Genomic DNA, 12,454 nt, shown 5'->3' with positions numbered 1-12,454 from the left:
ATACAGCCTTTCATCAACCAACTATCTGATCTCTGATAACCAGAACTTTAGGGTAATCTATCCCTTAACATCGCTAGCACAGAGTGAGGTTGGTATCCAGAAAAAAATAGAGCATTTATCCCCAGAAATCATTTTTCTCAACTTAACTGTTATTACCAGTGCTACTAATTTATGCAACCGGTTGTCAACCTTGAACAAGATGCTTGATTTTAGATAATTAATTGATTTTTAATGTTTTTATAAAAAAGAAGAGAATAACGACAACCGGAGCAAGAGCCGCGCCAGCTCTTGGTTGGCATGGCTTTTCTAATCCTAATACACACAGTTATCCACAGAAATAGTGGATAACTCCCACAAGTGCGCATCCTTCCTACACTAGCGCCATAACAGGTACTTTTGACTGGTCCGACAATATGGATTTTTTGAATAAAATTCTGGTTACGCAACTGTTACCTATTATATGCAAAAGTGATAATCACCTCTGACAAAAAAGAAGCCATTTTGCTGCTTCAAATGGATAAGACCACATTTTCAAGATGATTCTGTCTATCAATATTGTCAGTCAGAAGCAAAAGCAGTCACTTAGGGAAACGCATTATCAGACAGACAGTAAAGCTATATTTAAGTAATGGCCGAGCTCCTGCTGTGAGGGATACGGCAAATGCGGTATCTCCCCCAACATCGGTGCAGATAAACAGTGTTGTAGTGTTGTCAGATACTCGGTGTGATACCGCCCCGGTGGGATTACCACATTGGCAATCCAACCGCTGAACGTGAGTCCGGCCTGTTGGATGGCACGGGCCGTCAGCATGGCATGGTTGATACAACCCAGTTTGACCCCCACAACCAGAATCACCGGCAGTTGTTCCTGATGCACCCAATCAGCAAAAGTCTGTTGCTCGGATAACGGTGTAAACCAGCCACCAGCCCCTTCAACGACTATCCAGTCCGCCTGTGTGGATAACCTTTGCAGCCCGTGGCTTAAACTATCAAACGCAATCGGCCGCTGCTCCATGACACTGACAATATGCGGTGACGTTGGCTCGATAAACGCCAGCGGATTGACCGCCTCATAGCTCAGTTCCACGCTGCTGTTTGCCTGCAACAATAATGCGTCACTGTTCCGCCGTCCTTGCGGTGTTATATCACAGCCCGAAGCCACAGGCTTATAGCCCGCAGTACGATATCCGGCCCGATTGGCCGCCTGTAACAGTGCGCTACTGGCGATGGTCTTACCGACGTCTGTATCCGTTCCAGTAACAAACCAGCGTTTAATCACGATAAATCACTCCAAACAATCGTTGATACGTGAGGGGATAGCCCTCATCCTGACGCGGATAAATCGCAGCCAGCGCATTGAATCGTGAACGCCCCAGTAATCCGGCATTCCTGCCCTGATGAAGCCAGGTCGCACCTACACCTTTCAGCGACTTCATCACACTGATCACGTCCGGGAAATAGCAAATAGCCGGGTCGGAAAAGACCTGATGACGGTAGCGCTGACAGGCAGCCACAACAGTCTCATGAGCCAAAAAGCGGTTGATATGCCGGGAACCGGAACCATCCAACTGTTGCCAGGCTGAATCCAGCTCTGCCAGTGTCCCAGTGGTCAGAGTGGAGAAGGCAATCACGCCACCAGGACGAGTCACCCGGTACAGTTCTGCCAGCGCCTGGGATAGATCATCACACCACTGCACTGCCAGATTACTGAAACAGATATCCACACTCGCATCCGATAAGGGCAAACACTCAATGTCTCCTGACAGATAATGCGTCGCTACCTGCTGCTGCTGTGCGTACTTCAGCATTTCTTCAGATAAATCAAGTGCCGTGACCGCTTTTCCCCGCTGCTGCCAGCGTGCGCTGAAATAACCAGTACCACAGCCGGCATCCAGTACATCAATACCGGGATGATCGGCAATTAACGCCATCAGTTTTTCGCCACTCTCGCGCTGTAAGGTAGAGAAACGGTCATAACGACCGGCTGCCCGACCGAATGCCCGGGCGATCGCCTGTTTATCATGGGGTTCAGCCAGCCTCATGTAACGCCTCCAGCAGTTGGTCGATGTCGTCTGGTTGATGTGTCGCGGTAAGGGTAATGCGCAGGCGAGCCGAGCCTGGCGGCACGGTGGGCGGCCGCATCGCGCTGACCCACAGACCCTGCGCTCGTAACCGTTGGGACACCGCCAGTGTCCGGCCGTTATCACCGATAATCAGTGGCTGGATGGCGCTGGAAGAATCCAGCATACGAAATGACAATGACCGCGCACCTTCACGAAAACATCGGATATTGGCGTGCAACCTGGCACGCCGATCATCGCTTTCCTGTACTACGTGCAGAGCCGCGCTCAGCGCACAAGCCTGCGCAGGCGGCATAGATGTGCTGTAAATCAGATGGCGAGCAAATTGCAGGAAATACTCGGCCAACGGTTCACTGCACAATACCGCCGCACCGCTGACACCTACCGCCTTGCCAAACGTAACCACCAATAATTCCGGTTTAACACCCTGCTGCCAGCAACTTCCGCGACCTTGTTCGCCCATCACGCCAATACCGTGGGCATCATCCACCATCAGCAAGGCCGCATGTTCACGACAATGCTGATGTAATGCAGCCAACGGGGCGGAATCGCCATCCATACTGAACACACCTTCCGTCACCGCCAGCGTCTGCCCACCGGCAGGTTTGCTCAGTAATGATTGTAACGAGTCAGCCTGATTGTGATGAAAACGGCGCAGCGTCGCCGGAGAGTGAGCGGCGGCTTCCAGCAGTGAAGCATGGCTGAGCTTGTCAGCCAGAATACGATCGCCCGGCTCCGCCAACGCGGCGACCACCGCCTGATTGGCGGCATAACCAGAAATAAACAGTAACGCCCGTGGATAGCCGAGCCAGTCGGCCAGTTGTTGCTCCAGTATCGCATGTGCGTGGGTATATCCCGTTACATGACCAGAGCCGCCGCTACCCACGCCATAGCGTTCAGCGCCTTGTTGCCACGCCCGCACAATAGCCGGATGTGCGCCCAGCCCCAGGTAATCATTGCTGGAATAGTTAAGATAGCGTCTCGCGTCGTACTCCAGCCAACGGCCACCACCGCCATCATTCGCCAGCCGAACCCGATAAGCCTCTTGCTGTCGCCGTTGCGCCAGCCCGCCTTCGATACGTTGTTGCCAGCTCATTTACACCGCCGCGTTATAGTACTGATCACTGTCTGCATGCAGCAGCTGTTCCGTCAGGCGCTGTTGCTGCTGATTATCACCGTAATCGGTACTGGTCTGTTGCGGGTTAAGCCCAAGCTTACGAAACAGGGCCAGATCCTTGTCTTCCTTCGGATTCGGCGTGGTCAGCAATTTACACCCATAGAAAATGGAGTTGGCGCCCGCCATAAAACACATGGCCTGGGTTTGTTCATTCATCTGCTCACGGCCAGCGGATAAGCGCACATAAGATGTCGGCATCATGATACGGGCCACGGCAATGGTGCGGATGAAATCAAACGGTTCAACGTCGTCGTTTTCCGCCAACGGTGTGCCTTTTACTTTCACCAGCATGTTGATCGGCACACTTTCCGGTGGTGTCGGCAGATTTGCCAGCTGTACCAGCAGTCCGGCGCGATCACGCACCGTCTCTCCCAGCCCGACGATACCACCGGAACAGACTTTGATGCCGGCATCCCGGACTTTCTCCAACGTATCCAACCGTTCCTGATACGTCCGCGTGGTAATGATATTGCTGTAGAATTCCGGCGAGGTATCCAGATTGTGGTTGTAAAAGTCAAGTCCAGCCGAAGCCAGACGCAGCGCCTGATCAGCACTCAGCGTTCCCAGCGTCATGCAGGTTTCCATGCCCAGGTCTTTTACGCCTCTCACCATCTCCTCCAGATAAGGCATGTCGCGTTCATGTGGATTCTTCCAGGCAGCCCCCATGCAAAAACGGGTTGAACCCGTTGCTTTCGCCTGCCGGGCGGATTCCATCACCTGCTCTACCTGCATCAGGCGTTCCGTTTCGATACCGGTATGGTAGCGGGAACTCTGCGGACAGTATTTACAATCCTCCGGACAGGCACCAGTCTTGATGGAAAGCAGTGTACTGACCTGCACCTGTCGGGGATCAAAGTGTTGACGATGTATCTGTTGTGCTTCGAACATTAATTCCAAAAAAGGCTTATTAAACAGCGCTTGCGCTTGCTTCAGTGTCCAGAGAATGCTTTTCGTCATCATGACTACTCCGGGTGAAAAAGGTGTAGTCAGTGTAATTAATGGGGTTATACTGTCAACCAAATTGATCATGATTTGGTTTACGCTAATGATAACACCCGACGATCTCAACTTCGACCAACGCCATATCTGGCACCCTTATACGTCAATGACCCACCCGCTCCCTTGTTATCCGATCACCTCGGCTCATGGGGTTGAAATACAGTTGGAAAATGGGGAACGCCTGGTCGATGGCATGTCATCCTGGTGGGCCGCCATTCATGGTTACAACCATCCGCACATCAATCTGGCGCTGCAACAACAACTGGCACAGATGTCACATGTCATGTTCGGTGGTATCACCCATGCGCCCGCCATTACGTTATGTCGCAAACTGGTGGCGATGACCCCGGCTACGCTGGAGTGTGTTTTTCTGGCAGATTCCGGTTCAGTCGCAGTGGAAGTGGCAATGAAAATGGCGCTGCAATACTGGCAGGCCCAGGGACAGTCACGACAGCGTTTTCTGACCTTACGCCACGGCTATCACGGCGATACTTTTGGCGCCATGTCAGTATGCGATCCAGACAACTCCATGCACAGCCTGTATCAGGGCTATCTGCCACAACATCTGTTTGCCAGCGCCCCCCAATGCCGCTTTGACGACACATGGCAAGAAGCGGACATCCAGCCGTTCCAGACGCTGTTAGAGCAGCATGCCGATGAGATGGCGGCCGTGATCCTCGAACCCATCGTGCAAGGCGCAGGCGGGATGCGATTCTACCATCCGACCTATCTGCAACGGGTACGTGAGCTATGCGATCACTATGCCATTCCACTGATCGCCGACGAAATTGCCACCGGTTTTGGCCGTACCGGTAAGTTATTCGCCTGTGAACATGCGGGCATTACACCGGATATCCTGTGTCTGGGCAAAGCGCTGACCGGTGGCTACATGACACTGTCGGCCACGCTGACTACTCGTCACATTGCGGAAACTATCAGCAACGGCGAAGCCGATTGCTTCATGCATGGCCCGACGTTCATGGCCAATCCACTGGCCTGTGCTGCGGCCAATGCCAGCCTGACGCTACTGGCATCAGGACAGTGGTCGGCGCAGGTCAAGACTATCGAACAACAATTGCGTCAGGCTTTATTGCCATTGGCTGAAGCTCCGCCGGTAGCGGATATCCGGGTACTGGGGGCGATTGGCGTAGTAGAAACCCGACATCCGGTCGATATGGCGCGGTTACAGCGTTTTTTTGTGGAAAAAGGTGTCTGGATTCGACCATTTGGCAAACTCATCTATCTGATGCCGCCGTTTATTATCCAGCCAGCACAGTTGCAACAACTGACCGACGCCATCCAGGAAGCAGTATACGATACGACGTTATTCCCGCAGACACATCAATAGCGCGTTACTTCCGCGACGACAGGCCATCAATAACGGGACTCAATATCGTTATTGATGGTTAAAAAAACAGTTTAGTCTTCATCCCGATTAGTGCAGAAATAACACAATTAACGTTGCAATAGTGATAAGTACTGACGTTTTCAGAGAGTAAAACCTTATCCTGGTCATTATCCTTTTTATAAATTCTATACCCAAAATAATTCGAGTTGCAGGAAGGCGGCAAGAGAGTGAATCCCGATGAGCTTACTCAGATAAGTGATTCGGGTGAACGAACGCAGCCAACACACCTGCAACTTGAAGTATGACGGGTATATACGCTCAATAAATATAAAAAGCAGAAATGCCTCCCACTGAGCGAACATAATTAATTGATTTAATAGTCTAAAAATCTGCCTGAGAATAATTATTTTGATCAGGTTCTAAATTTCCAGGCCTGAGGTTGTACTCCACATAAGGAGTGAACTAGGCTTTTTTAACAAAACAACACCCAACGTAATGACGCCAATGGCGTAAAAGGCTGTTTCGATAACACGCAAATTTATCCCAGATAATGACAAGGTGTTTTTTGCTCATAAAGTGTCAGAAATACTTCAATTCCAGGTAAGGATGTTATGAATAATTATCATATTCGGTGTGCTATCCCATTATCGTTCCCATTCATTACCATTTTCCCTTTACTCTTCTCTCCATTGGTACTGGCCGGACAACAAACCACGCTGGAATACCGGGAAATAAAGCTCATCACTGTCGATGGCTTACAATTTAAAGATCTCAACCGTGATGGCAAGCTTAACCCCTATGAAGACTGGCGACTCTCCGCGGCACAGCGTACCGCCGATCTGGTGTCACGTATGACATTGGCAGAAAAAGCCGGGGTGATGATGCATGGTTCTGCGCCTACCGCAGGTAGCGTGACCGGCGCGGGAACCACTTACGATTTTGTTGCGGCAAAAGAGATGATCGTAGGAAAACACGTCAATAGTTTTATCACCAGACTGTCCGGTGAAAACCCGGCACAGATGGCGGAAGAGAACAACCAGCTGCAACAAATTGCCGAAAATACCCGGCTGGGAATACCGGTCACCATCAGTACCGACCCCCGGAATTCATTTCAGTATCTGGTCGGCGCGACCGTCGCTTCCGGAAAATTCAGCAAATGGCCAGAAACATTGGGCATTGCCGCCATTAGTGATGAAACACTGGCCCGCCACTATGCCGATATTATTCGTCAGGAATATCGCGCCGTAGGAATCACCGAGGCCTTGTCACCACAGGCAGATTTAGCGACGGAGCCACGCTGGCCACGAATCAATGGCACGTTTGGTGAAGATCCCGCGCTAACCAAAAAGATGGTACGTGGCTATATCACCGGTATGCAAAACGGCGAAAATGGACTAAATGATCAGAGTGTTATCTCTATTGTCAAACATTGGGTCGGTTATGGCGCGGCACAAGACGGCTGGGACAGTCACAATGCTTATGGTAAATATGCCGTCTTCAGCAAGAATAATCTGCAACAGCATATCGAACCCTTTACCGGCGCATTCGAGGCGCATGTCGCCGGTGTCATGCCCACCTATTCGATTCTTAAACACGCCACTTGGCGAGGAAAAACAATTGCACCGTTGGGCGCGGGCTTCAATCGATTCCTGCTGACTGATCTGCTTCGCGGCCAATATGGCTTCAACGGCGTCATCCTCAGCGACTGGCTGATTACCCAAGATTGCAAAACTGACTGCATCAACGGTTTCAAACCCGGTGAAAAACCAGTACCCCGCGGCATGCCCTGGGGTGTTGAGCATATGACGGTCGATCAACGATTTATTCAGGCAGTCAAGGCGGGTATTGATCAGTTTGGCGGCGTAACCGACTCCACTGTATTGATTCGAGCCGTTCAGGACGGAAAACTGACAGCATCCCGTCTGGATGAGTCAGTAGTCCGAATACTGAAACAGAAATTCCAGACCGGCTTGTTCGAACGGCCTTACGTCAATGCGCAACAGGCAAATCAGATTGTTGGAAACCCCGAATGGCAACAGCAAGCTGATAACGCTCAAGCTCGTTCGTTGGTGTTATTGCAGAACCACCATCTGCTGCCATTGCATAAAGGACAGAAAATATGGCTTTATGGCGTAGAAAAACAGGCCGCACAGAAAGCCGGGTTCATTGTGGTGACCGAACCGGAGAACGCTGAAATCGCGCTGATCCGTACTCAGGCACCCTACGAGCAACCACACAAAAATTACTACTTTGGTGCCAAACATCACGAAGGTTCTCTGGCATTCAACGCTGATAATCCGGATTATCGAGTCATTGCCAGCGTCAGCGCCAAAGTACCGACAGTCGTGACGGTGTACCTGGATCGCCCGGCGATTCTCAGCAATATAGTGAATAAAACCCAGGCGATTATCGCCAACTTCGGTGTCAGTGACGATGTACTGCTCAGCAAGCTCACCTCCACTAATGCCTTTACCGGAAAACTGCCTTTCGAGCTACCCTCGTCCATGAGCGCAGTACGTAAACAACATGCTGATCTGCCCTACGACAGTAAAAATGCCTTGTTTCCATTCGGGTTTGGTCTGGAACATTAAAAACTGGAAACCGACACCCAACTGCCCTTTCCCCGTTTGACAAGAAAACATCTACTATCTATGCCAGTCAGCCTTCACTGATTGGCATTTTCTTTAAATTCTAAATTTGTGAACTGTAGCACGCTAATAACTTTAGCGTTATCATTACACCTTCAGTTCATCAGGAATTTCTCATGCGTAATACGTTCAACGTGTGCTGGCAGTATTTACGCGCTTTCGCACTGATTTACCTGTGTTTATTGGCAGGCAATGCGATATCAGCGTTACTTCCGCTTACCATCCCCGGCAGTATTATCGGTATGCTCATCCTCTTCGCCTTGCTGGCTTCGCAAATTTTACCCGCCAACTGGGTCAAACCCGGTTGTCACCTCTTTATCCGTTATATGGCGCTACTGTTTGTTCCTATCGGCGTAGGCGTCATGAATTATTATTCGCTGCTGGTCAGCCAGTTCGGCCCGATCATTGTTTCCTGCCTGGTGAGCACTCTAATTATCATGGTCGTGGTGGGTTACAGCACACAGATCATGCAACGCGAGCGCATCACCAGCACCGATAAGGGAAAAAAGTAATGTTGGCGTATTTATGGTGGTCACTCCCGTTAACCCTGCTGGTTTTTTTTGCGGCCCGCAAGCTGGCAACCGTAGTCAAAATGCCATTGCTCAACCCTTTGCTGGTCGCAATGGCAGTGATTATCCCTATCCTGCTGGTATTAAAAATCCCTTATGAGCACTATTTCAAGGGCAGTCAAATACTCAACAGTCTACTGCAACCCGCCGTAGTCGCACTGGCGTTTCCTTTATATGAACAGTTGCACCAGATTCGCGCCCGTTGGAAATCCATCATCAGCGTGTGTTTCATCGGCAGCGTAACGGCTATGGTTTCTGGCACAGTAGTCGCACTGTGGATGGGCGCTTCGCCAGAAATCGCCGCGTCGGTCATGCCAAAATCGGTCACTACGCCGATCGCCATGGCGGTTTCCAGCGCGATCGGCGGTATTCCCGCCATCAGCGCGGTATGCGTTATCTTTGTTGGTATTCTTGGCGCCGTGTTAGGCCACAGTTTGTTTAACCGCCTGAAAATCACCACCAAAGCTTCACGCGGTCTGGCAATGGGGACGGCTTCCCATGCGCTGGGCACTGCTCGTTGTGCGGAAGTTGATTTCCAGGAAGGGGCTTTCAGCTCATTGGCGCTGGTCATTTGCGGCATTATTACTTCGCTGATCGCACCTTTCCTGTTTCCTGTGTTATTGCACCTGTTCAGTTAAGTGTTCATCCTTGAATCTGCCTCTCACGGTCATTAAGATTGTGAGAGGGCAATTATCTTTGCATCCTTGCCTATCAGTAAGTTGATATCCATACTCTATTCGTTAATAATTTTTCGCTGATATCATTATTAAAGTGATAATAATCGCATCCTGCCTACCACGTCGTCATGGGATCACTAGATAAGGTGAATAATAATGCAACCTCGTTTTCATTCCGCTTTTGCGCAATTGCCCTTGTCTCTTCAATCCGCGCTTAAACCTGTTCTGGACAACGATCATTTCGCCGCTTGTTTGAGCGCCAAAGAAGTAAGCCGCATCTGCGCGGATTGCGGGATGGATGCAGAGACACTGACTTTATCATTGCTTCCCCTGGCCGCTGCCTGTGCCCTGACGCCGATTTCCGCTTTTCATGTTGGAGCGATTGCACAGGGTAACAGCGGTAACTTGTATTTCGGCGCCAACATCGAGCTGGCCACCATGCCTCTACAGCAAACCATGCACGCGGAACAAAGCGCCGTTACACATGCCTGGATGCGTAACGAAAGAAAGTTACGTGCACTCATGGTCAACTACACGCCTTGTGGTCACTGCCGGCAGTTTATGGCCGAGTTGAATAGTGCGCCAGCGCTGAAAATCTGTTTACCCAACCGACAGCCAGCGCCCTTGAGCCATTATCTGCCGGACGCTTTTGGTCCACAGGATCTCTCCATTAGCACACTGTTGATGGATACGGTAGATCACGGACTGACGTTGGCCGAAACCGATCCGCTGACAGTGGCGGCGCTAGCAGCGGCCAATCGTAGCCATGCCCCTTACAGTCAGGCATTCAGCGGTGTGGCGCTGGAGAGTATAACCGGTGCGGTTTATGCCGGAAGTTATGCAGAAAACGCGGCGTTTAACCCTAGTCTGTCGCCATTACAAACTGCACTGAATATGATGAACCTATCGGGTGAAGCACTTACCGACATCAAACATGCTGTACTGGTAGAACGTAAAAATTCGTTACTGAGCCAATGGTCAATAACCCATTCCATACTCTCCACGCTGGGTTGTTCTGATATACGACAACAGCTAATTAATTGATATCTCATTAGTAGAGGCGCGAATTGTAACCCCCTTCGCTTTGCTGCTGGATGCAACCTATCTGTAATTATTTTAATTAACATTTTCTGTACATATTCTCCGGGTACCTTAAGATCCCCGCTAACATCTTGCCACCGTATACATTTCTGTTACTCAAAGAGTTAAAAGTCATGGAATTAGAACACGAAAGTAAACGCTCCCTCTACATCCCTTATGCTGGTCCCATTCTGCTTGAATTCCCGCTGCTGAACAAAGGCAGTGCCTTTACCGAAGAAGAACGCGCTCAGTTCAACCTGAATGGTCTGTTGCCCGAAGCAGTTGAAACCATAGAAGAACAGGCAGAACGTGCCTGGCGTCAATATCAGGAATTTACCAATGATATTGAGAAACACGTTTATCTGCGCAATATTCAGGATACAAACGAAACGCTGTTCTATCGTCTGTTGGAAAATCACCTAAGCGAGATGATGCCCATCATCTACACCCCGACAGTAGGCGAAGCCTGTGAGCACTTCTCCGATATCTATCGCCGGGCCCGCGGATTATTTATCTCCTATCCCAATCGCGCACATATCAACGATATGCTGCAAAATGCCACCAAACAGAATGTCAAAGTCATTGTCGTGACCGACGGTGAACGCATTCTCGGTCTGGGTGATCAGGGTATCGGCGGCATGGGTATTCCCATCGGAAAATTGTCACTGTACACCGCCTGTGGTGGCATTAGCCCAGCCTACACGCTGCCAGTGGTACTGGATGCTGGCACCAATAACCCACAGCGTCTGAACGATCCGCTTTATATGGGATGGCGTCACCCACGGATTACCGGTGATGAATACTATGCGTTCGTGGATGATTTCATTCAGGCAGTAAAAAATCGCTGGCCGGACGTTCTGTTGCAGTTTGAAGATTTCGCCCAAAACAACGCCACACCACTGCTGAACCGTTATCGTGACGAGATCTGTAGCTTCAACGATGACATTCAGGGTACAGCAGCCGTTACGCTGGGAAGCCTGATTGCCGCCAGTCGTGCCGCAGGCAGCCAGTTGCGTGATCAGACGGTGACCTTCCTCGGTGCCGGCTCCGCCGGTTGTGGTATTGCCGAACAGATTATTGCCCAGATGAAAGCTGAAGGGCTAAGCGACGAAGAAGCACGCAGTCGAGTCTTCATGGTTGACCGCTTCGGCCTGCTGACAGATAAGCTACCTAATCTGCTCGATTTCCAGAGCAAGCTGGTACAAAAAAGCAGTGCCCTGGCTCATTGGGATGTCAGCAGCGACGCTATCTCGTTGCTGGAAGTGGTACGTAATGCCAAACCCAGCATCATGATTGGCGTATCCGGTCAGCCTGGGTTGTTTTCGGAAGAGATCATCCGTGAAATGCATCGCCACTGCCCGCGCCCCATCGTGATGCCGTTGTCCAACCCGACGTCCCGCGTGGAAGCCCGTCCGGAAGACATTATTAACTGGACTGATGGTGCCGCGTTGGTCGCAACCGGTAGCCCGTTTACACCGGTAACCTATAAAGACAAGGTGTATCAGATAGATCAGTGCAACAACTCTTATATCTTCCCAGGCATTGGTCTTGGCGTACTGGCTTCCGGCGCTACCCGCATCACCGATGGAATGCTGATGGCCGCCAGCCGGGCACTGGCTGACTGCTCACCGCTGGCCAACCACGGCGAAGGCTCGTTATTGCCGGATCTTGCCAATATTCAGGACGTATCAAAATACATTGCGCAGGAAGTAGGTAAAGCCGCTCAGCAGCAAGGGGTTGCTGTGCTAACCTCTGAAGATGCCCTGATAAAAGCGATTACCCACAACTTCTGGCGACCTCAGTACCGCACTTACAAGCGGACCTCTTTCTGATTGTCCCTGATATACGGGCGCAGCATCTGGCTGCGCCCGCTCT

At 50.8% G+C, this 12,454-nt stretch carries 10 protein-coding genes; 6 read left to right on the top strand and 4 right to left on the bottom strand.

The genetic code is table 11. The features are described 5' to 3' along the window. Positions 1 to 598: 598 nt before the first annotated feature. The 4 genes from bioD to bioB are packed head-to-tail and all read right to left on the bottom strand — an operon-like array spanning position 599 to position 4,215. Complete coding sequence (bioD, locus tag RS889_RS08870) at positions 599 to 1,279, bottom strand: dethiobiotin synthase (protein ID WP_315710311.1); 681 nt, start codon at positions 1,277 to 1,279, stop codon at positions 599 to 601. Continuing rightward, positions 1,272 to 2,042, bottom strand: a complete 771-nt coding sequence (gene bioC, locus RS889_RS08865) for a malonyl-ACP O-methyltransferase BioC (RefSeq protein ID WP_021016483.1) — start codon at positions 2,040 to 2,042, stop codon at positions 1,272 to 1,274. The genes bioD and bioC overlap by 8 nt, the downstream gene beginning before the upstream one ends. Beyond that, entirely contained in the window at positions 2,029 to 3,177 is a 1,149-nt protein-coding gene (gene bioF, locus RS889_RS08860) for an 8-amino-7-oxononanoate synthase (protein WP_021016484.1), read from the bottom strand. The genes bioC and bioF overlap by 14 nt, the downstream gene beginning before the upstream one ends. Beyond that, the gene (gene bioB, locus RS889_RS08855; protein ID WP_315710957.1) at positions 3,178 to 4,215 is read right to left on the bottom strand and encodes a biotin synthase BioB; all 1,038 of its coding nucleotides are present in this window, start codon (positions 4,213 to 4,215) and stop codon (positions 3,178 to 3,180) included. Between the two features lie 91 nt (positions 4,216 to 4,306). Between bioB and bioA the strand changes: the two genes are divergently transcribed. The 6 genes from bioA (at position 4,307) to RS889_RS08825 (ending at position 12,411) form a co-directional block, all read left to right on the top strand. After that, entirely contained in the window at positions 4,307 to 5,605 is a 1,299-nt protein-coding gene (bioA, locus tag RS889_RS08850; protein WP_315710956.1) for an adenosylmethionine--8-amino-7-oxononanoate transaminase, read from the top strand. A 611-nt stretch (positions 5,606 to 6,216) separates the two neighbouring features. After that, entirely contained in the window at positions 6,217 to 8,196 is a 1,980-nt protein-coding gene (locus RS889_RS08845) for a glycoside hydrolase family 3 protein (RefSeq protein WP_315710309.1), read from the top strand. 173 nt (positions 8,197 to 8,369) lie between these two features. Next, entirely contained in the window at positions 8,370 to 8,765 is a 396-nt protein-coding gene (locus tag RS889_RS08840) for a CidA/LrgA family protein (RefSeq protein WP_021016488.1), read from the top strand. Continuing rightward, complete coding sequence (locus tag RS889_RS08835) at positions 8,765 to 9,460, top strand: CidB/LrgB family autolysis modulator (protein WP_021016489.1); 696 nt, start codon at positions 8,765 to 8,767, stop codon at positions 9,458 to 9,460. Before RS889_RS08840 ends, RS889_RS08835 begins: the two co-directional genes overlap by 1 nt. Positions 9,461 to 9,655: 195 nt before the next feature. After that, a complete protein-coding gene (gene cdd / locus RS889_RS08830) occupies positions 9,656 to 10,543 on the top strand; it encodes a cytidine deaminase (protein WP_021016490.1) in 888 nt (295 codons plus the stop codon). A 170-nt stretch (positions 10,544 to 10,713) separates the two neighbouring features. After that, on the top strand, positions 10,714 to 12,411 hold the full coding sequence (locus RS889_RS08825; RefSeq protein WP_021016491.1) for an NAD-dependent malic enzyme: 1,698 nt from the start codon (positions 10,714 to 10,716) through the stop codon (positions 12,409 to 12,411). Positions 12,412 to 12,454: the final 43 nt, after the last annotated feature.

Origin of the sequence: Brenneria uluponensis, assembly GCF_032395385.1 — a bacterium.
GTDB classification, from domain to species: domain Bacteria; phylum Pseudomonadota; class Gammaproteobacteria; order Enterobacterales; family Enterobacteriaceae; genus Prodigiosinella; species Prodigiosinella aquatilis.
This window is presented reverse-complemented; position numbering and strand designations above follow the sequence as displayed.